Origin of the sequence: Acinetobacter lwoffii (assembly GCF_024129355.1) — a bacterium.
Lineage (GTDB): Bacteria > Pseudomonadota > Gammaproteobacteria > Pseudomonadales > Moraxellaceae > Acinetobacter > Acinetobacter lwoffii_I.
The window spans coordinates 22531-45018 of sequence record NZ_JAMXXP010000018.1 but is presented as its reverse complement, the minus strand read 5'-3'; the positions used below and the strand labels follow the sequence as shown (position 1 = coordinate 45018).

The following is a 22488-nucleotide window of genomic DNA, read 5'->3' as shown; positions in this document are numbered from 1 at the left end:
CAAATTCTACGGTTTTTCCCATCCTAGCATAAAAAAAGCACCATCGATCAGACAGTGCTTCTTTCTCAAGCGGAACCAAGCTTAACCCTGGAAATAACGTAAATCCAGACGTCCTTCATACACAGTCGCCGTTGGTCCGGTCATCCAGACCACATCACCTTCTTTCCACTCAATTTGTAACTTTCCGCCTGCCAGTTCAACTTCGACTTTACTCGAAAGCAGACCACGGCGCATACCTGAAATTGCGGCAGCACAGGCGCCTGTACCACAAGCCAAGGTCTCGCCTACACCACGCTCATATACACGTAAACGTGCATGTTTTTCATCAATAATCTGCATAAAGCCAGCATTGACTCGTGCCGGGAAGCGCGCATGCGTTTCAACTTGTGGACCAATACGTGCGACATCGGCAGCAATCACATCCGGTACAATCGTCACCGCATGTGGATTACCCATATTGACCACATCAATGGTCAGCTTTTCACCGCCAGCGAGATCAATGTCATACAGGCTTTCTGGTGCATCGGCCAGGAATGGAATTTCCTGAGGCAGGAATTTTGGATAGCCCATATTGACCCGTACCCAACCATTCGCGCCCAATTCAGGCTCTACAATACCAGATTTGGTTTGTACCTTGATTTTGGTTTTGGTCGTGAGCTGACGATCATGTACAAATTTGGCAAAACAGCGCACGCCATTGCCACATTGTTCCACTTCTGAACCATCGGCATTAAAAATCCGATATTTAAAGTCTGCACTTGGGACATCGGGTGGCTCAACCACCAAGAGTTGATCAAAACCAATGCCAAAGTTACGATTGGCCAAACGCTGAATGGTCAAAGTGTCTAAATAAGCACGCTGGCTGATCAGATCAACCACCATAAAGTCATTGCCCAGACCATGCATCTTGGTAAATTCTAATAACATCCTGATTTATCCTTAAGGCAATAAACGCTCACGTTCCCAAAGTGATTCAATCGTCTCACGTTCACGAATCAAATGTGCCTGATCAGCATCGACCATTACCTCAGCAGCACGTCCACGGCTGTTGTAATTTGAACTCATCACAAAACCATACGCACCTGCACCGAGTACTGCCAGCACATCATTTTCCTTGATCGCAAGCTCACGCTCTTTACCCAGAAAATCACCAGTTTCACAAATTGCGCCCACGACATCCCATTCTTTCGTTTCGACATCGGTACGAGGTGTAACAGATTGAATGTCCATCCATGCTTCATATAAAGCAGGACGAATCAGGTCATTCATCGCAGCATCAATAATCGCGAAATTACGGTGATTCGTTGGTTTTAATAGATCCACTTTAGTCAGCAGCACACCTGCATTGGCAGAAATACTACGTCCCGGTTCCATATACACTTTCAAGCCCAATTTTTCTAAAGCTGGACGCAGCGCATTGGCATATTCTTGAACCGACGGCGGGGTTTCATCTTTATACGTCACACCCAGACCACCACCGATATCGATGTGTTTGAGGTGAATGCCCAGCTCTTTTAACTGGTCAATCATCACAATGACACGATCCAGTGCATCCACAAATGGCTGGGTTTCAGTCAGCTGTGAACCGATATGGCAGTCAATCCCGACCACATCCAGATTTGGCAATAACGCTGCATATTGATAAGTTTCAAACACGCTATCCGATGGAATACCGAATTTATTTTCTTTTAAGCCGGTTGAAATATAAGGATGGGTTTTGGCATCGACATCAGGATTCACACGTAATGAAATCGGCGCTTTGATATTTAATTCAGCCGCAACCTTCTGGATACGATCCAGCTCGGCATAAGATTCCACGTTGAAACAGGCAATGCCGACTTCCAACGCTTTTTTGATATCCGCTTCAGATTTACCCAAGCCCGAAAATACGATTTTCGATGCATCACCACCGGCTTTCAGCACACGCGCCAATTCACCACCGGTCACAATATCAAAACCGGCACCCTGTTTGGCCAATACATTCAATACCGCAAGATTAGAGTTGGACTTTACCGCAAAACAGATTTGATGGTGGATAAAATCAAAAGCACGATCCATATCTAAAAAATGCTTTTCCAAAGTGGCTTTAGAATAAACATAGAGTGGTGTGCCGAATTGCTCCGCGAGCTGTTGTAATGAACATTGCTCAGCGTGCAATACCCCATTAATGCGGGTGAAACTCATGAAGGTATCCTTTCTGTGAAAGCGTTATGGTGTGGTTTTAACGTCTGAATCGGTAGGTGCAGCAAACTGTTGTTGCACAGGTGCCTCGCGTTCTTCATCGGACGCTTTAGGCTCAGTTTCAGTATTTTTGTATAACAGATACTTGGCACGCTTGTCGTAATTCGGATCATTCGGCAAGTGCAAAGCACCTGACTGTCCACAACTTGCAAGAGCAAGACCCGTCGCTAAGATACTGATGTAGCAAATGACTTGGCGCATCTGACCACCTAATGTAATAGTTTCGATGAAGTATAACGCGATCATTCGGCATGACCCAAGCGTTAAACGCTAGAGAGTATCTTTAGACAAAAAAAAACGCCAGCAGATCGCTGACGTTTTTATTGATAAGGTTTATTTATGTTTCTGTTTATAGAAACCAAAATAGCCAATGATTAGCAGGATAAACCAGATCGGACTGATCATCAGTGCCTGGCGAGTATCCTCTTCCAGCGCTAAGACCACGATCATGCTCAGGAAGAAGATAATCACGATCCAACAGGTCACTAAACCACCTGGTAATTTAAAGGTCGATTTGGCATGCAGCTCTGGTCGTGTTTTGTAATACACGATATAGCTCCAGATAATGATGATCCAGACACAGATAAACAGAATCGTAGATAAAGTCGTTGCCAAGGTAAAGGCCCGAACTGTATCCGGAACAAAATACTGCAGTGCTGCTCCCAGCAACAAACATACCGCCGAGAAATACAAGGCATTGGCAGGCACTGCGCGACGGTTCAGACGACCAAAAGCCATCGGTGCCTGCTCTTCACGCGACAGGCCAAACAGCATACGGCTGGTCGAGAATACGCCACTGTTCATCGATGACATCACCGAGGACAATACCACCAGGTTCATGATGATCGCAGCCGCTGCAATGCCAGCCTGACTGAACAGGTTTACAAAAGGCGAGACATTCGGGTCAATCTGGTTCCATGGAGTTACTGACATCACAATGAGCAGTGCCAATACATAGAAAATAATGATACGGATCGGAATAGAGTTCACCGCTTTTGGCAGGTTCTTTTCCGGATCTTTGGTTTCAGCCGCGGTAGTACCCACCAGTTCCACCCCCACAAAGGCAAAGATTGCAATCTGGAAACCGGCCAGGAAGCCCATGGCACCCGTCGGGAACAAACCGCCATGCTCCCAGATATGACTAAAGGATGCGACCGTACCGACATCATTGGTAAAGCCGGTAAATACCATCCACAGACCAACGGCAATCAGCACCACAATGGCGATAATTTTGACCAGGGCAAACCAGAATTCCATTTCACCAAACAGTTTTACCGTGACCAGATTCAAGCCCATGATAAACACAATCGCGGCAACACTGATCATGACGCCTTCTTCAGGGCTAAAGGGCAAGCCATTATTGAAGAATTGCAGATAGTAAATAATGGCTGACAGATCCGCGATCCCGATGGTAATCCAGCACAACCAGTAGGTCCAGCCAACAAAGTATCCGGCCCAAGGCCCGATCAGATCCGTGGCAAAATCAATAAATGATTTATATTGTAAATTGGAGAGTAACAGCTCACCCAATGCACGCATCACCAGAAAGACCATAAAACCGATGATCATATAAATCACCAGAATCGAAGGACCTGCAAGACTGATGGTTTTACCCGAACCCATAAACAGGCCGGTTCCAATGGCGCCCCCAATGGCAATTAACTGTAGGTGCCGATTGGACAAACTCCGCTTTAATTCACCGTGCTCTGCCGATGAATTGTTATATTTTTCTGACATTATTAATTACAACTTTGAGTTTTACTCGCGACAAATTAACGTAAAAAATGCTGAATACAAAAATAAAATTTGCATCATTTGTATTTCCTGATTAATTGAAGAAGTTAATTTATTTTTCTTATATCGCTCTCCAGTTACATTTTTGCTTTATTTTTGACCTGAAAGATTCCAGTAATTTCTTGTCAAATTTTTAAAACTGTGTAAAAAATAAAACACTATTCAGCCAATTTATGCATTCAGGATGAATGCATCTGGCATAGCAATTGCTTTTTAATCAATATCTCGAACTACACAGACATGGATCAATAAGAAGAATTTTATGCAAAATTTACAAAGTTTAATGGAAACTTTAAGCGGCTGGGTCTGGGGCCCTTATATGCTGGTACTGATTGTTGGTACCGGGATATTCCTTACCTTCCGTTTATTGTTCTGGCAGTTCCGCATGTTGCCCCTAGCCTTTAAACAGGTCTTTGGCAAGCATCCTGACCATTCAGGTGATATTTCCCAATTCGCTTCACTCATGACCGCACTCTCTGCCACGATTGGTACCGGTAATATTGCTGGCGTAGCCACTGCCTGTGTCCTCGGTGGTCCAGGTGCGGTGTTCTGGATGTGGATGACTGCCCTGTTTGGTATGGCGACCAAATATGGCGAAGGTGTTCTGGCAGTCAAATACCGAGTGAAAAATGAGAAAGGTGAAATGTCCGGTGGTCCGATGTACTACATCGAGCGGGGTCTGAAATGGAAATGGCTGGCGCTGATTTTTGCCTTGTTCGGGGCACTGGCTTCTTTTGGGATCGGCAGCTCCGTACAGTCCAATACCGTAGCATTGGCAGTGCAAAACAGCTTGGGCATCGAAACCTGGATGACAGGTATTATTATTACTGCCTTTTCGGCACTGGTGATTTTGGGCGGGATTAAATCGATTTCCAGAGCAGCGTCACTGATTGTTCCTATTATGGCTATAGGCTATGTGGCAGGGGGATTAATTATCATTTTTAATAATCTCGAACTGGTCGTTCCTGCGCTTAAAATCATCTTCACCTATGCCTTTACTGGAGAAGCCGCAGTGGGCGGTGCAATTGGTGCGGCGATTCGTTATGGTGTGGCACGTGGTGTATTCTCCAACGAAGCCGGCATGGGTTCTGCGCCGATTGCTGCTGCAGCGGCAAAAACCGATCATCCAGCCCGTCAAGGTCTGGTGTCTATGACCGGTACCTTCATTGATACCATTATTGTCTGTTCAATTACCGGTATGGTTCTGGTAATGGGCTATATCATGGCCGGTAATTCATTCGGAGATCAAACCGGTGCGGTACTGACTATCGGTGTATTCGACAAGCTGCTACCTGGTATTGGCGGCTGGGTGGTGACTTTCGGGATCATTTTCTTCGCTTATTCCACCATTTTGGGCTGGAGCTACTATGGCGAGAAATGTGCCACTTATTTGCTCGGTGAGAAGTTTGTGCTGCCCTATCGCATTATTTATATCGCTTCGGTATTTATTGGCTGTGTGGCGACCCTTGATCTGGTTTGGCTCTTCGCCGATACCTTTAATGGGCTCATGGCGGTTCCGAACTTAATCGCATTATTATTACTGTCTGGCGTCATTGCCAAAGAATCGAAAGACTTCATTGCAAGACGTAAATCTGGTGAACTTTATTAATTGATAAGTTATTATTTAACTACTCAATTCAAATAGTAAAAAGCCACGTTAATCGTGGCTTTTTATGCTTCATCTTTTCCATTCTTCATCATGAAAATTTAGCAACGTAAACCACTACAAGCCAGCTTGTCCCACTCAGATTCAAGCTCCAACGCTAGTCCTAAAGATAAAACAAAAAACTGAATGCCTTTAATTTTCATATTGCCCTGTTCATCTTCCAGATATCCACTCAATTTTTGATAGGTTTTATGATGCAGATCAAAAGGTACATCCAGATAAAGACCACCCAGGTAGATTTCACTATGGACGGTTTGATCCACACCTAAACACGGCATATAGACAATGCCCTGTTGCTCTAGCCAGCCGATCAACATTTGGCGAACCGAGTTTGCGTCCCGATCTGGATGTACATAATGATCAAAATGCACAAATAACACATCACGGTTTTTTTCACGTGCGATCGCATCAATGTGTTTCAGCAATTGTGACAAGATCTGTTCCATTCCAGCATAACAAGATGGGCATTATAGACGGCGTTACCGCACAGTATTCAAATCAGCATAAATAAAAACGACAAACCTTGTCGTAAAAACCATGATTTTTCAGGTGAAAGGCTTGGTCTTTGATAGCATTCACCGCTATGCTGTCACTCAATTTCAATCGCTTCATCTTCAAATATGGCTAAAGCAAAAAGTGTGTATCGTTGTGAACAATGTGGTGCCGATCATCCAAAATGGTCGGGGCAGTGTTCTGAATGCGGGGAATGGAACAGCCTGGTTGAGGTAACCATTGCACCGGCAGTGACGCATCGTGCTCAGCCAAAAATTGGTGGTGGATATGCGGGCCAGGCGTCCAGCATCACGACTTTAAATCAGGTTTCAGTCTCTCATGAAACCCGTCTGCCGACGGGTATCAGCGAATTTGACCGGGTCTTGGGTGGCGGACTTGTCACTGGTTCGGTGGTCCTAATCGGCGGTGATCCCGGGATTGGTAAATCCACCATTTTGCTACAAACAGCCACGCACATGGCATCTGCCAAAAATCCGGCCCTGTATGTGACCGGTGAGGAATCTTTGTCTCAGGTGGCTTTACGTGCCCAGCGTCTGGATCTGCCGACCGACCAGCTCAAAGTCATGGCAGAAACCTGCGTCGAACGTATTTGTGAAGTACTGGCCCAGCAACGTCCTGCGGTGGCAATCCTGGACTCGATCCAAACCCTGTACACCGAAACCCTGCAATCTGCACCAGGTGGTGTCTCACAAATTCGTGAATCAGCGGCCTTGTTGACCCGTTTTGCCAAAAATAGTGGCACGTCTTTGTTTCTGGTCGGTCATGTAACCAAAGAAGGCGCACTGGCCGGCCCACGTGTACTGGAACATATGGTGGACTGTGTGCTGTATTTTGAAGGCCAGTCGGATTCACGTTACCGGATGATCCGAGCGGTCAAAAACCGTTTTGGTGCGGTCAATGAGCTCGGTGTGTTCGGCATGACCGATAAAGGTCTGCGCGAAGTTTCCAATCCTTCAGCCATCTTTTTAAGCCGTTATGATGAAGCGATTCCCGGTTCGATTGTAATGATCAGCCGCGAAGGTACGCGCCCGCTACTGGTTGAGGTTCAGGCACTGGTCGATGATGCACATGGCCAACCAAGACGCGTAGCGCTTGGTTTGGATCAGAACCGTCTAAATATGCTCCTTGCAGTCATGCATCGGCATGGTGGTGTGCAAACCTCCGGCCAGGATGTTTATGTCAATATTGTCGGTGGATTGAAAATTACCGAAACAGGTTCGGATCTGGCGGTACTTCTCGCCTGCGCTTCCAGCATTCGTGGCAAAGCCTTACCGCAACAGCTGGCGGTTTTTGGGGAAGTCGGACTGTCTGGAGAGATTCGCCCTGTGCCGAACGGTCAGGAACGGCTGAAAGAAGCGATTAAACATGGTTTTAAATACATTATTGTCCCTCGCGGCAATGCACCGCAAAAATCCATCGAGGGCGTGCAAATTATTGCAGTTGCGCGTTTACATGAAGCCTTGAGCGAGGCAATGGCGCTGAGTGATGAACTCAATTAACTGTAAACCGGCTCATTTCGTACAAAGAGCAAAAAAATACAGATTTTTGATTGAAATTCCACACAAAGCCTATATAAATAGACTGTACAAACAGGTTTTATTCTCATAGGAAAAATGAATGGAAGTTCGACAGCGCGGTTTGATCACAGGTATCTTGACAGCAGTTTTATTGGTTGCGCCTTTTGCAGCTGAAGCAAAACGTGCCGGTGGCGGTAAAAGTCACGGCATGCAACGTTCTGCACAACCTACTCAATCTTATCAACAACCTCGTCAAGCTGCGCCTGCTCAACAAGCGCCAGTTGCCGGTGCTGCAACCCAGCAAAAATCCGGTCCGGGTGTCGGCGGCATGGTTGCCGCGGGTGTAGCCGGTGCTGCGATTGGTGCAGTTGCTGCCAATGCCTTGGCGGATGATCAAAGTGTAGCAGCATCTGAAGCTCAGGCTGCTCAAGCCGAAGAGGAAAAAGGTGGTATTCCAGGCTGGATCTGGATCCTTCTTGCTGCTGCTGTTGCCTTCTTCATTTTCCGTAAGATGGGCGCAAAAAAAAAAGTAGCTTCTAACCCATACGCACCAAATAGCGGTGCTGGTAATACAGCACCTTTTGGTCAGGCACCGACTGCACCTCGCGGTGGTGACAGTACCAATATTTTTGGTCAGAATGTGGGTGGTCAAACGTCAAGCAACAATGCTCCGTTCGGTTCTGCTCCGGTAAATAACGCGCCTTTTGGTGCAGCTTATACCCAAAGTGGCAGCCAGTTACCGGATGGTACTGAACCTGCAGCATTCTTGCGTGTAGCGCGTCAGCGTTTTAACCATATTCAGTCCATGAATACAGCAAGCAACATTTCTGAAATTCAGCGTTATCTGACTCCTGAACTTTATCAGTCAATGTATAACGACATCATGAGCAATCAGGATCAGGATGTTGCCGAGTTTTCAAATCTGAATGCGATGGTCGTCGACTCATCGACTGACAATGGCCAGTATATTGTCAGCGTACGCTTTACAGGTACGGTAAGCGAAGACTTAAACAGCTTGCCGCAACCGTTCGCAGAAATCTGGCATTTCACCAAACCAGCAGGTTCAAATCAGGACTGGGTGGTTGCAGGTATTCAGCAAGACTAATCGTGAATAAATGAAGTTTAGACAGCGGCCTTCGAGCCGCTGTTTTTATTTGTAAGCCTTACATTTTGATCTTTTTTAATTCCCTTCCCCCCTCTCTTTTTTAACTTAACTTCCAGTTTTACTTATTTTTCATATAAATAGTTCAACAACCCATATTTAAAATCTAAACAATAATTGTTATCATTATCATTAATTACTTCATAAGTTTGTAAATAGAATTTTCGATGATGAATAGTCCGAATATGCAAGCTATAGCGACTGAAACAGTCACTGCACCGAAACCATCAAGCAAAAATAAAATCAAAGCCAATATGCTGGCTTACCGTGGGATGATTTTATATCGCTTTATTCTGGCGAGTGCTGGCGGTTATCTACTGGCTACACTGACAACGATCGTGATTGCCCAGCTTTTTATCGACAGTGGAAGCAGTGCTGCCATGTCCGCCACCCTGATTGGCTTTAGCTTGAATACTGCTGCATTTATCTGGGTATTTATGGTGAATAAGACGCTCAAAGCTACGCTCGGGATCGCGATTCCCGGTGTTTTGCTCTATATCGCCTATAAGCTTTTAGGAAATTAAAATGAGAATAGATGCAAAACCCGAAGGTCCGCGCCAGTCGATGGCATGGTTGCATACTTGGGCCACTCTGATTTTAGGCTGGCTTTTATATGCGATATTTTTAACGGGAACCTTAAGTTTTTTCCAGAATGAAATTACCGTCTGGATGAAACCGGAATTTCATCAGTCAGTTCCACCAAAGACTCAAATCGAACAAACCCGCGTGGCACTGGCTTATCTGCAACAGCACCATCCGGATGCCGGCAGCTGGGCGATCCAGCTTCCTAACTCACGCCAAAATACCACCACCCTGACTATTCGTAGTGTCAGCGAATATCCGCGTGCCCGTCGTGGCGGTACCCGTGTGACGATTGACAGCGCCACGGGTGAAGTTTTGCAAGCGCGTGAAACACGTGGCGGTTCATTCTTATACCGTTTCCACTTTGAATTGTACGGTTTGCCAAGAATCTGGGCGCGCTGGATGGTCGGCGTTGCGACCCTGCTCATGTTGGTCGCAATCATCAGCGGTGTCATTACCCATAAGAAAATTTTCAAGGATTTTTTTACTTTCCGTCCCGGCAAAGGTCAGCGTTCATGGTTGGATGCACACAATGCTACTGCGGTATTTGCCCTGCCCTTTCACATCATGATTACCTTCAGTGGCTTATTATTATTGCTTTTTACCCTCATGCCCTGGGGCGTAAACCAGATTTATGAAAATCGTGGTGCTTTCCTTCAGGATCAACGTAAGAGTTTGGTTCAAGACAACAGTATTCAGGCTGAATCCCGTGAAAGCCATAGTGAGAGCAAAGAACGTCGACCGCAAGCTGAGAGAGAAAATCGTGGCGAGCGCGGTGAAATGTCTGCACGCAGTGAAGGTCGCCGCTCTCGTGATGAAATGCAAGCTGCACCTCCTGCACCGTTAACCGATCTAGCTCCGATCTTGGCAACAGCCGAAAAAGAATGGAAAAATAATCCGGTGGGTATGATAACTATTATCCAGCCAAATACCGTAAAAGCAGAAATTGAGCTTCGTGCCTTAAACGGAGTCAGCGTAGCTTATCGCAATGTTTATCCGAGCCTTGCTTTTAATGGCGTAACAGGTGAATTAAAGCCAGATCAAACCACACTGAAAATGCCTTCAATCGCAAATGGTATTTATAATGTATTCACCACATTGCATGAAGCACGTGGCATGGATCTGGCTTTACGCTGGTTATTATTCATGTCAGGGGTGGTCGGCACCTTGATGATTGCGACCGGCTTGATTCTATGGTGTGTTAAACGTGCACCGCAGCAACAGAAACAAGGCTATAAATCCTTTGGCTATCGCGTGGTTGAAGTCACCAATATCGCTGCCATTATTGGTTTACCGATTGCCTGTGCTGCCTATTTTTATGCCAACCGTTTTATTCCGGCAGACATGGACATGCGTCTGAACTGGGAAATTCGTAGCTTCTTTATTGTCTGGTTGCTGACTTTACTGTATGCCATGATTCGCACTCATCATCAGGCCTGGCTGGAACTATTACTGCTCGCCACTGCTGCATTTGCCTTGCTGCCAATTGTGAACTTTATGACGGGTGGTCAAGCGATCTGGAACACCATTATGCATGGTCAATGGGTCATTACTTCTTTTGATCTGGCGATGTGGGTGCTTGCGATCTTGTTCTGGTTTTCATTTAAAAAAGTGAAAAACCATAAAGGCTTACCCTCTAAAAAAGCCAAGGCTGCTCTCAAGGAGAATCAGGCATGATGTTCTTCTTATTGATTTGGGCTTTAACTTCACTGGGTTTCTTTGCACTTGCAATGTCGATGTCCAAACATCAAAAACAGATTTTTGACACAGAACTCAACCCTAAAAAAACACAACTTGCGACTATTCTGGGTTGGGTATTGCTCATAATTGCCCTGATTCTGTGTCTGTTAACAGGATTTGCCAGCAATATGATCAGTTACTGGCTGGGTAGTCTAACTTTTGCAGCACTGGTGGTCGGTTTAAGCCTGAGCTATCTGGCAAGTAAAATTAAAGTGATCGTAATGTTCTGTGTGTTCATCGCTTCAATCTCAGGGATTATTTGCTTGATCTAATCATTTGATTGACCAATCTCTTTAAAAAGCTGACCTTCGGATTGGCTTTTTTGCTTTAAACCTTTTAGTCTACGCACAATATTTTTGAGATGTTGATATGACCCAGCGTGTTTCTCCCTCTGCTGTCCTGACCAATCTTGCCTTAGCAGGCAATGCTGAAGCGCAATTTGAACTGGCTGAACTGTATATGCAAAGCGAGCATGATGATGACATCATTCTTGCTGAAGAATGGGCTTTAAAAGCAGCAAATGGCGGTCTGGTGGATGCAATGTATTGGCTAGGTGAAGGTTACACCGTGTATGCCAAAGAATTAGCAGAAGAAGATCCGGAAGAATCTAAAGCTCACTTTGAGTTAGCCTATTACTGGTTAAGCAAGGCCAATATCGAGAAGCACCCTGCTGCGACTTTAGAGCTGGCCGGTTTCTACCGTCGCGGTGATGTGATTGAAAAAGATGTAGAGAAATCAATTTCTTTAGTCAAACAGGCTGCGGAATGGGGTGAAGTTCAGGCCATGCGCGATCTTGCTTTTATTTATGCAAATGGTTTAGGTGTAGATGGCGATGAAGAACTAGCTGAGTTCTGGACCCAAAAAGCGGATGCTGCTGAGCAAGAAGCTAAATAAAACGAAAAGCCCGTCAAATGATGGGCTTTTTATTTAACGCTCATACTCCCTCCTACATGATGCAGAAGAATCAAAAGAATCTTAAAAGAAAACATTTAATTTACCGTATTTATATTGATAGGCTTTTGATCAATTAAAAGCTCAAAATACAGAAAATAAATAATATTATCTTTTTCAACTTGGCTCATGTTTAGATTCCAAGTACAATACGGCGCTAGTCGAGGGATGCTGCGACGTTTTACAGGCACTAAATGTAAAATCGCTAGGCTCGACCATCGGTCAGACATTCGTTCTGATCAACAACGGCATCCGCGAACAGAACGATCCAATCTATTTTTTCCTAGGAGATCCTGATGAACGCGGTTACTGCTTCATTTACAGATTACAAAGTTGCTGATATTTTACTTGCTGATTACGGCCGTAAAGAAATTAAACTTGCTGAAGCTGAAATGCCAGCCCTAATGGGTCTGCGTAAACGCTACTCGGCAGTAAAACCACTTGCAGGCGCGAAAATTCTCGGCTGTATCCACATGACCATCCAAACAGCTGTTTTAATTGAAACACTGGTTGAATTAGGCGCAGAAGTTCGCTGGACTTCATGTAACATCTTCTCGACTCAAGACCATGCTGCTGCTGCAATCGCTGCTGCGGGCATTCCTGTATTTGCTTGGAAAGGCGAAACTGAAGAAGAATACATGTGGTGTCTTGAACAACAAATCAATGTAAATGGCACGCCTTGGGATGCCAACATGATTCTTGACGATGGCGGTGATTTAACACTACTTGTTCATGAAAAATACCCAGAAGTGATTGAAAAAATTCACGGTGTAACTGAAGAAACAACGACAGGTGTTCAACGTCTGTATGAAATGCTTCGTGATGGCACTTTAAAAGTTCCTGCAATCAACGTAAACGATTCAGTAACCAAGTCTAAAAACGACAACAAATACGGTTGCCGTCACTCACTGAACGATGCAATCAAACGTGGTACAGATATGCTTTTATCTGGCCGTCGTGCACTTGTGATCGGTTATGGTGACGTAGGTAAAGGTTCTGCGCAATCCCTTCGTCAAGAAGGCATGATTGTACGCGTAACTGAAGTTGATCCAATCTGCGCAATGCAAGCATGCATGGACGGTTACGAAGTTGTATCTCCATACAAAAATGGCGTGCAAACTGGCAAGAAAGAAGACATCAATGTTGACCTTCTTCAAAACACTGACCTTATCGTAACTACAACAGGTAACTACCACGTATGTGACGCTGCAATGCTTGATTCATTAAAAGCTGGCGCAGTTGTTTGTAACATCGGTCACTTTGATACTGAAATTGATACAGCTTACCTACGTGGCTACAAGTGGGTTGAAGTTAAACCTCAAGTACACCAGGTGTATCGTTCAGAAAATGAAAATGATTACCTGATCCTTCTTTCTGAAGGCCGTTTGGTGAACCTTGGTAATGCGACTGGTCACCCATCACGTATTATGGATGGTTCATTTGCCAACCAGGTATTGGGTCAAATGCATTTATTCGCTGAGAAATTTGCTGATCTTCCAGAATCTGAAAAAGCTGCACAAATTCGTGTAGAACTTCTTCCTAAGAAATTAGATGAAGAAGTTGCTGCTGCGATGGTTGCTGGTTTCGGTGGTGTCTTGACTCAATTGACTCAAGAACAAGCGGATTACTTAGGCGTTCAAGTTGAAGGTCCATTCAAGTCTGATGCTTATAAATACTAATTTTTGTTTTTACCTCTCCCTAGCCCTCTCCTAAAAGGAGAGGGAAACTTCTATTGTGAAAATAGTTAGAGGGTAAGTTTTAAAGACTTTAACTATCGTAATGGAAGTCCCTTCTCCCTTTGGGAGAAGGTTAGGATGAGGGCAATCCAAAATTACAAGTATTTATAAAAAGGATTTGAACATGTCTAAACAGATTCCAATTTCATTTGAATTCTTCCCGACCAAAACTGATGTAGGTGCGGAAAAACTCAAAGTTGTGCATCAAGAGCTACAACTCTTAAATCCAGAGTTCTTCTCTGTGACCTATGGTGCTGGTGGTTCCACTCGTGAACGCACCCTGTCTACTATCAATGACTTTAATGGCAAAGGCGCACCTGTTGCCCCTCACTTGTCTTGTATTGGCGATGACAAAGCACGTATTGCTGAACTTCTAGACCTGTACAAATCTCAAGGCATTAACCGTATTGTTGCCCTGCGTGGTGACTTGCCTTCAGGCCAAGTGGGTTTGGGTGAATTACCTTATGCAGCTGATCTGGTTCGCTTTATCCGCGAACATTCAGGCGATCATTTTAAAATTGAAGTCGCAGCTTATCCGGAAATGCATCCACAGGCAGAAAGCTTTGACAAAGACATTCAGCACTTTGTTGAAAAAGTTCAGGCCGGTGCCAATGCCGCTTTAACCCAGTTCTTCTTCAATCCAGATGCTTATTTCTACTTTGTAGATCGCATCCAGAAAGCAGGAATCGATATTCCAGTTGCGCCAGGCATCATGCCAATTACCAATGCCAGCAACCTGATTCGCTTTGCTGATGGTACCGGCGCTGAGATTCCACGCTGGATTCGCAAGCAACTGGCAACCTATGGTGACGATACTGCTAGCATTAAAGCCTTTGGCCATGAAGTTGTGGTTAAATTCTGTGAGCGTCTGCTTGCAGGTGGTGCGCCAAGCTTGCATTTCTACACCATGAACACTACTGACCCGACCCGTCAGCTGGTCACCGATCTTGGTTTAGCTTAAGCCTTTTATTTCACCGATTTTTTGAGTAGAACGATCAATGCCACGTTTTTATATAGATGCTGATTTAACTGTTGATGTCAGCCTTGAGCTTACGGAAACTGTATTTCATCATTGGGTAAAAGTTTTACGCGCGCAAGTCGGTGAAAGCGCGACCCTGTTCAATGGACAGGGTGGCGAATATGACGTGACTTTAACCGAAGTTGCTAAAAAATCAGCCACCGTCTCGGTCAATACATTTAGTCCTGCCAATCGCACACCCAAGTTTCAGGCTTTACTCGGTCAAGTAATGAGTAAAGGCGACCGCATGGATTATGCGATTCAGAAAGCAGTCGAACTGGGCGTATCCGAGATTCAGCTGCTGACTTCGGATCGTTGTGAAATGCGTTTAAAGTATGATCGCGACCAGAAAAAACTAGATCACTGGCAAGGCATTGCTATTGCGGCTTGTGAACAATGTGGTCTGAATATTGTGCCTAAAATTTTAGCGCCCATATCACTTGAAAAATGGCTGGATACTGAACTACCCAACACCAAACTGGTTTTGGCACCCAATAAAGATGAAACAGATGTACTGGCAGAGGCGACCTTGGATCTTGTCCTATTGATCGGCCCTGAGGGTGGCCTGAGTGAGGCGGAAATTAGTACCGCAAATCAAAAAGGTTTTCTTAACTGGTGTATCGGCGAGCGCGTCCTGCGTACCGAAACTGCTCCTGTTGTTGCCCTGTCAATTTTAAATTATGTGCTTTAGTTCATCGGATGAGTAAAAATTTGCCTTTAATTTTGTTGATTTTTATTTTTAAGACATCTAATCTCGACTAAAGAATAACAAATACTTATTAATTAATTTCACACATTTCCTGGGGTTTTTATAACAACAATGCACAAGGACAAAACCGTTTAGGATGAATACAGGCATTGAATCACATGGTTGATAATCAGGACGACTATATTCAGCAACATTTACATGATGCTCAGATTGCGAACACGCTTCGCCATAGTCGCTATTTTTTGCTCAGTATAATGGTAATTTGCCTTTATATTTTTTGTATTTATCACATTCAATATAGCCCGTCTAATACGTATTTTAATACCTGGTTTATTCTGACAGAACTCCTGGTCAGCATGTGCTGGCTGGTGAGTACGCTGTATTTTAAACCTGAACACTATAATCAAAAAAGTGCACACCGCTGGTTACAGATCCAGAGTCTGGCTGTTGGGATCAGTATCGCGGCAGGTATTTTTACGATTTACTATTATTTGCCACAGGCCAATCCTGCATTTGAAGATATTGAAGCACTGACCTTGTCTGCCTTGTTGCTGATTGTAAGCCAAGCATTTGGCCTGACCTACCTGACCCAGAAACTGAGCTATTTTTGTCTGGTCTTTTTGCCGTCATTATTCCCTTTTTTACTGTCGCAGCTTGACCATGTCGGTCATTCCAATCCCTTTTTTGGTCTGGCCTTAAATTTCGCCATGATTGTGATTTTGCTGTGCGCGACGAGTAGTTATCGAATTCACAGCCGTACCTCACGCCTGTATGCGGAAAATGATATTCTGGTGAAAAATGCCGAACAGCAAGTGCATTGGACTGATGAACTGTGCCAGCAACTCAAAACTGAAGTTAATAAATCCAAAGATGTTGAACTGCAATTACAGCTCAGCAATCAATTGCTGGAGCAAAAAGTACGGGAACGTACCTATGATATTGAACAGATCAATCATGACCTGAAGAATCAGCAGCAAAACCTAGAACTTGCACATGAAATTGCCGGTATTCGGCCATGGGACTGGAATATTCAAGAGCGCAGCATCACCTTAACCAATCATAAAGACGAAAAGATTCTGCGCGATTCCAAAGATCACCATCTGCAATTACAGTATCTGATTCACCCTGAAGATCTGGACTATTTTAAGCGCAATATGAAACAGCATCTGCGTGGCCAGATTGAACGCTATGATGCCACTTACCGGATCAAGCTCAGTGAAGGTGGCTGGAGTTGGGTGCATGATATTGGCCGGGTGATCAGTCGTGATCCTAAAAATAAAAAACCCTTGCGCATGGTCGGTATCCGTCGTGATATTCAGCAGGAACGTCTTTCTCAAGAACGTTTAAAACTGGTGGCCAGTGTACTAGAACAGGCTGCGGAAGGCATTTTTATTCTGAATCCTGAATTAGATTATATCGATGTCAATCCTCACTACGAATACCTGAGCGGTTTTGAGCGTGACGAAATTATCGGTAAATCCTTATTTGATATTGCGGTGCAAAATAAATCCCAGCAACGTACTTTTCAGGCCAATATTGTCAAACAGATTCAAAAGATTGGCTCTTATGATGGAGAGGTTTATGCCAAATTTCTGTCTGGCAAAGAATCCACCTTATGGCTGCATATTAATGCCGTGACTGATGATGAAGGCCGGATTACCCATTATATTGGCATCGTATCAGATCTGACTGAACGTAAATTACAGGAACAGCGCCTGTCCTATCTGGAAAATTACGACACACTGACTGACTTGCCGAACCGCTTTTATTATAACTATCAGCTACATCAGTATCTGGTTTCGCAAAAAGACTCGATTAAAGAGATGGCTGTGATTCGGCTTAATATCGACCGTTTCCGCCCATTGAATGAATATCTATCCAATAACGGCGGTGATGAACTTCTACGCCAGGTGGCGCAGCGGCTGCGGATGACCAATGCAGAAGCGCTATTTGTTGCACATCTAAACGGTGATGATTTTGCGATTCTCTATGAAATTTCACATATTCGCCCTTCAGTTCAGCACCATTGTGAACGCATTGCTCAGGCCTTTAGCAGACCGTTTAATATTTACGGTCAGGATCATGTGATTACCCTGTCCATGGGCGTGGCATTCTATCCGGATCATGGCCGTCAGCTGGATTATTTAAATAACTGCGCCGAACAGGCATTGAACGAAGCCAAAAATCTCGGTGGCAACACCATTCATTTTTATTCTAGTGAAAATCATTCATTACAGAATAAAGGGGTTTTCCTGGAACGGGATTTGCGTAAAGCGATCCAGAATAATGAGCTGGTGGTGTATTATCAGCCAAAAATCAATTTTAGCGATCAAAGCATTTATGGCTTTGAAGCGCTGATTCGCTGGAACCATCCAGAAAAAGGCATTATTGCACCCGGGCTGTTTATCCCCTTAGCGGAACAGACCAGCCTGATTTCAGACATTGGCCGTCTGGTGATCCAGCAGGCCGCTAAACAGATTCGCCAATGGAATGATCTGGGCTTTAATCATATTTGTGTATCAGTCAATATCGTGGCGCAGCAATTGCGTCGTGGTCAATTACTTGATGATCTGGACCAAGCCATTGCAGACAACCATATTTCTGGCGCCAGCCTGGAGCTGGAAATTACCGAATCTTCTTTAATTGAAAATTCGGAAGCGGTCAAAAACCTGCTGAATGAAATTAAACAGCGACATATTCATATTGCCCTAGATGATTTCGGTACAGGTTATTCTTCTCTCTCCTATCTTGCTGATTTTCCTATTGATACCTTGAAAATTGATCGCAGTTTTGTTTGCAAGATTGGGGAAAACAAACAGGCAGCGATTGTCAGCGCCATGGTGGCCATGGGTAAAGCCATGGGCATGACCGTGGTCGCGGAAGGGATCGAGACTGAAGAACAGCTAGAATATCTACGTGATTTAGACTGTGATATTGCCCAGGGTTACTTATTTTCCAAACCGCTTCCTGAGCAGGATGCAACCGCTTATTTAGTGCGAGACAAGACGCATCAGACTTATATACCCCAAGTCTAAGTCCATACCCCACCACAATAAGTTTGTTGGAAAAACGGCCGTCTTTGTCTGTCCGAACTGGCTAACAAATGGTATATTCAGGAACATAAATAAATTCTTTGCCCGCTGACCGGGTAATCTTTACAACGATCGAGAGACTGATGGACGAACAATCTTTAAAGCAACAGGCCCTTTACTATCACGAGTTTCCTACCCCGGGGAAAATCAGCGTTACACCAAGCAAACAATTGGTCAACCAACGTGACTTGGCCCTTGCTTACTCGCCTGGCGTAGCTGCACCATGTCTTGAGATTGAACGCGATCCTTCAACTGCTGCATTGTATACGGCTCGTGGCAACCTGGTTGCTGTAGTGACCAACGGTACTGCCGTGCTTGGCTTGGGTAATATTGGTCCTTTGGCTTCTAAACCAGTGATGGAAGGTAAAGGCGTATTATTCAAAAAATTCGCTGGCGTTGATGTATTCGATATCGAAATTGCTGAAAATGATCCAGACAAAATTGTGGATATTGTAGCTGCATTAGAACCGACTTTTGGCGGGATTAACCTTGAAGATATCAAGGCGCCAGAGTGTTTCTATATCGAGCAAAAATTGCGTGAACGCATGAATATTCCAGTATTCCATGATGATCAGCACGGTACTTCGATTATTGTCGGTTCTGCGCTCCTCAACGCGTTACAAATCAACGGTAAAAAAATTGAAGACATCAAGATCGTGGCTTCAGGCGCGGGTGCTGCTGCACTGTCTTGTTTAAATCTGCTTTGCGCTCTGGGTGCTAAAAAAGAGAACATCATCGTTGCCGATTCACGCGGTCTGCTGACTACACATCGCGAAGGCCTGGATGAATCTAAGAAAGCCTATGTACAAGACATTGAAGCTACTCAGCTTGGTGACGTGATTTCAGGTGCAGACATGTTCCTTGGTCTTTCTGCTGCGGGCATTTTGACCAAAGAAATGGTCAAGGTCATGGCTGAAGATCCGATCATCTTTGCCTTGGCGAACCCGGATCCAGAAATTCTGCCTGAACATGCGCATGAAGTTCGTGATGACGTGATCATGGCGACTGGTCGTTCTGACTATCCGAACCAGGTGAATAACGCACTGTGCTTCCCGTACATCTTCCGTGGTGCGCTGGACGTTGGCGCAACCACCATTAACGAAGAAATGAAAATTGCCTGTGTCCACGCGATCGCGCGTATGGCACACGTTGAAGCTGATGCGGCGACTTATGGTGAAAAATCGGCATCATTTGGCCGTGAATACCTGATTCCGGGACCACTGGATCAACGTTTGATTCTAGAAATCGCACCTGCTGTTGCACAAGCAGCCATGGATTCTGGCGTGGCAACACGTCCAATCACGGATTTCTCGCATTATCGTCAACGTTTGTCTGAGTTTGTCTACAACTCTGCATTCATGATGAAACCGATTTTCGAACAAGCCAAATCTGATCCTAAACGTATTGCTTATGCGGAAGGTGAAGACCTGCGTGTACTTCGCGCAGTTCAAATTGCGGTAGATGATGGTTTGGCAATTCCAATTCTGGTGGGTCGCCCAGCGGTAATTGAAGCCAACATCAAAAAATTGGGTCTACGTCTTGAAGATGGCGTGAATATCACGATTGTTGATCAGGAAAAGAACCCCAACTATGAAATGTTTGCGGATGATTACTACAATATCATGCAGCGTAAGGGTGTAACACCTGAATATGCACAGCGTGAAGCACGTCGCCGCTCTACCCTGATCGCAGCGATGCTTGTGAAACATGGTATGGCAGACGGTATGCTGTGTGGTACGTATTCAAGCTACGACATTCACCTGGACTTCGTCAGCAATATCATTGGCAAGAAAGATGGTCATAACACCTTCTTTACCCTAAATGCCTTGATGCTTGAAGACCGTAACTTGTTCATTGCCGATACCTATGTCAACACCAATCCAACAGCTGAACAGCTGGCTGAAATGACCATTCTAGCCGCTGAAGAAGTTCGCCGTTTTGGTATGACGCCACGTATTGCCCTGCTTTCTCACTCAAGCTTCGGTTCAGACCAGCATGATGCCAGCGCGCAAAAAATGCGTAAGGTGTATGACATCCTGTCTGAAATCGCGCCTGAGCTGGAAGTTGAAGGTGAAATGCACGGTGATGCTGCACTGGATGAGAACATTCGTCAGTTTGCATTCCCGAATTCACGTTTCAAAGGCTCTGCAAACTTGCTGATCATGCCGAATCTGGATGCTGCCAATATCTCGTTTAACCTGTTAAAGGCAACTTCAGGCAACAACGTAACGATTGGTCCAATTCTGTTGGGTGCTGCGAAACCTGTCCACATTTTGACGCCGACTGCGACCACGCGCCGTGTCATCAACATGACTGCACTGACTGTTGCAGAAATCCAGCAAGCGGAACAAGATGCACTTTAAGCCAATGACAAGATAACGACGCATCAGCCTCGTTTCTTAACTTGAGAAAACCTCTATTCTGTAGCATGATGCTTGTAAGAATAGAGGTTTTTTCATGCAAGTTTATTTAGTAGGCGGCGCAGTTCGAGATCATTTGCTCGGACACCCCTATCACGAAAAAGATTATGTGGTTGTTGGTGCAACTCCCGCGCAAATGCTTGACTTAGGCTATCAGCCCGTAGGCAAAGATTTCCCTGTTTTTCTACATCCCCAAACAAAAGAAGAATATGCACTGGCGCGTACCGAACGTAAATCTGGCACCGGTTATCATGGTTTTGAGTTTCATACCGATGCCAGCGTTACGCTAGAGCAGGATCTGATTCGTCGCGATCTGACCATTAATGCCATGGCCATGGATGATGCCGGCCAGGTTTATGATCCTTATGGTGGTCAACAGGATCTGGAAAAGCGGACTCTACGTCATGTTTCCGATGCTTTTGTCGAAGATCCATTACGCGTGCTACGCATTGCCCGTTTTGCTGCCCGTTATACCAGTGCAGGCTTTGTGATTGCCGATGAAACTTTGGCGTTAATGCAACGCTTGACTGAATCGGGTGAATTAAATGCCTTGACACCGGAACGCGTCTGGAAAGAAACTTCCCGTGCATTATCCGAACGTCATGCTGATGTGTATTTTGAAGTATTACGCGAGTGTGGTGCTTTAAAGGTACTCTTCCCTGAGATTGACGCCTTATATGGCATTCCGCAACGACCTGAATATCATCCGGAAATTGACTGCGGCATTCACACGATGATGTCCTTGCAGCAGGCATGTCGTCAAAATTATAGCCTGGATGTACGTTTTGCCGTTTTAGTGCATGACTTAGGAAAAGCTTTAACGCCGGTTGAAGAATTACCGCGACATATCATGCATGAAGAGCGTGGCATCAAGCCAGTGAATGAACTGTGTGACCGTTTAAAAGTGCCGACGTATACCAAGCAGCTGGCTTTGGCGGTGTGCAAAGAGCATCTGAAATGCCATCAGGCCTTCAATCTTAAGCCGGGAACCTTATGGCGATTATTGCAACGTCTGGATGTGTTACGTCGCCCTGAACGTGTCGAAGCTTTCGTCCAGGCGTGTGAATGTGATTCACGTGGCCGTCTAGGTCTGGAAGATCGTGCTTATCCACAAGCACAATATGTCCTCGATGCCATGCAAACCGTACGCGCCATCAAGGCACAAGACCTGCCTGCCGATATTCAGGGTCCGGATATTGGTGAAATGCTGATTGAACGACGGATTCAGGCACTCGGTGAACTCAAAGCACAACAAACCGTAGCGATTGAATAATAAAAAAGCACCCTCGGGTGCTTTTTTAATAGCTTAATTTCTCTTTATCACAAAAGGAATTAAGAAATATTGGA

The 22488-nt window shown here is 45.0% G+C and carries 18 protein-coding genes; 13 read left to right on the top strand and 5 right to left on the bottom strand.

Annotation, left to right across the window (positions count from 1 at the left end):
- Positions 1-81: 81 nt before the first annotated feature.
- From dapF to NI468_RS09960, 4 genes are all read right to left on the bottom strand, one after another.
- A complete protein-coding gene (gene dapF / locus NI468_RS09975; RefSeq protein WP_044111426.1) occupies positions 82-927 on the bottom strand; it encodes a diaminopimelate epimerase in 846 nt (281 codons plus the stop codon).
- Between the two features lie 12 nt (positions 928-939).
- On the bottom strand, positions 940-2184 hold the full coding sequence (lysA, locus tag NI468_RS09970) for a diaminopimelate decarboxylase (protein WP_253101624.1): 1245 nt from the start codon (positions 2182-2184) through the stop codon (positions 940-942).
- 24 nt (positions 2185-2208) lie between these two features.
- Entirely contained in the window at positions 2209-2442 is a 234-nt protein-coding gene (gene lptM, locus NI468_RS09965) for an LPS translocon maturation chaperone LptM (protein WP_005252493.1), read from the bottom strand.
- Between the two features lie 132 nt (positions 2443-2574).
- Positions 2575-3978 carry an amino acid permease gene (locus NI468_RS09960; protein WP_213687528.1) on the bottom strand — a complete coding sequence of 468 codons (1404 nt, stop codon included), beginning with the start codon at positions 3976-3978 and terminating at the stop codon, positions 2575-2577.
- A gap of 319 nt (positions 3979-4297) precedes the next feature.
- Between NI468_RS09960 and NI468_RS09955 the strand changes: the two genes are divergently transcribed.
- Positions 4298-5644, top strand: coding sequence for an alanine/glycine:cation symporter family protein (locus NI468_RS09955; RefSeq protein ID WP_253101621.1), 1347 nt, complete (start codon positions 4298-4300; stop codon positions 5642-5644).
- Between the two features lie 98 nt (positions 5645-5742).
- On the opposite strand, the gene NI468_RS09950 is transcribed toward NI468_RS09955, so the two are convergent.
- A complete protein-coding gene (locus NI468_RS09950) occupies positions 5743-6147 on the bottom strand; it encodes a hypothetical protein (RefSeq protein WP_004645721.1) in 405 nt (134 codons plus the stop codon).
- Positions 6148-6321: 174 nt separating this feature from the next.
- Between NI468_RS09950 and radA the strand changes: the two genes are divergently transcribed.
- From radA to NI468_RS09890, 12 genes are all read left to right on the top strand, one after another.
- Positions 6322-7713: a DNA repair protein RadA gene (gene radA, locus NI468_RS09945; protein ID WP_004731817.1), complete on the top strand. Its 1392-nt coding sequence runs from the start codon at positions 6322-6324 to the stop codon at positions 7711-7713.
- Positions 7714-7831: 118 nt separating this feature from the next.
- Positions 7832-8836 (top strand): Tim44 domain-containing protein, encoded by a 1005-nt coding sequence (locus NI468_RS09940; protein WP_004731819.1) that lies wholly within the window; start codon positions 7832-7834, stop codon positions 8834-8836.
- A gap of 224 nt (positions 8837-9060) precedes the next feature.
- Complete coding sequence (locus NI468_RS09935; protein WP_253101618.1) at positions 9061-9417, top strand: hypothetical protein; 357 nt, start codon at positions 9061-9063, stop codon at positions 9415-9417.
- A gap of 1 nt (position 9418) precedes the next feature.
- Positions 9419-11152 carry a PepSY-associated TM helix domain-containing protein gene (locus NI468_RS09930; RefSeq protein ID WP_253101615.1) on the top strand — a complete coding sequence of 578 codons (1734 nt, stop codon included), beginning with the start codon at positions 9419-9421 and terminating at the stop codon, positions 11150-11152.
- Complete coding sequence (locus NI468_RS09925; protein ID WP_005103916.1) at positions 11149-11487, top strand: DUF3325 domain-containing protein; 339 nt, start codon at positions 11149-11151, stop codon at positions 11485-11487. The genes NI468_RS09930 and NI468_RS09925 overlap by 4 nt, the downstream gene beginning before the upstream one ends.
- Before the next feature lie 97 nt (positions 11488-11584).
- On the top strand, positions 11585-12109 hold the full coding sequence (locus NI468_RS09920; RefSeq protein WP_168386981.1) for a tetratricopeptide repeat protein: 525 nt from the start codon (positions 11585-11587) through the stop codon (positions 12107-12109).
- 353 nt (positions 12110-12462) lie between these two features.
- Positions 12463-13845 (top strand): adenosylhomocysteinase, encoded by a 1383-nt coding sequence (ahcY, locus tag NI468_RS09915; RefSeq protein WP_219308782.1) that lies wholly within the window; start codon positions 12463-12465, stop codon positions 13843-13845.
- Positions 13846-14026: 181 nt separating this feature from the next.
- Positions 14027-14863, top strand: coding sequence for a methylenetetrahydrofolate reductase [NAD(P)H] (gene metF / locus NI468_RS09910; protein WP_005265840.1), 837 nt, complete (start codon positions 14027-14029; stop codon positions 14861-14863).
- Between the two features lie 37 nt (positions 14864-14900).
- The gene (locus NI468_RS09905) at positions 14901-15611 is read left to right on the top strand and encodes a 16S rRNA (uracil(1498)-N(3))-methyltransferase (protein WP_004645734.1); all 711 of its coding nucleotides are present in this window, start codon (positions 14901-14903) and stop codon (positions 15609-15611) included.
- A 176-nt stretch (positions 15612-15787) separates the two neighbouring features.
- Positions 15788-18664, top strand: a complete 2877-nt coding sequence (locus NI468_RS09900; protein WP_004645735.1) for a putative bifunctional diguanylate cyclase/phosphodiesterase — start codon at positions 15788-15790, stop codon at positions 18662-18664.
- Positions 18665-18804: 140 nt separating this feature from the next.
- Positions 18805-21084, top strand: coding sequence for an NADP-dependent malic enzyme (locus NI468_RS09895; protein ID WP_004645736.1), 2280 nt, complete (start codon positions 18805-18807; stop codon positions 21082-21084).
- Between the two features lie 94 nt (positions 21085-21178).
- Positions 21179-22414 (top strand): multifunctional CCA addition/repair protein, encoded by a 1236-nt coding sequence (locus NI468_RS09890; protein ID WP_004645737.1) that lies wholly within the window; start codon positions 21179-21181, stop codon positions 22412-22414.
- Positions 22415-22488 lie beyond the last annotated feature (74 nt).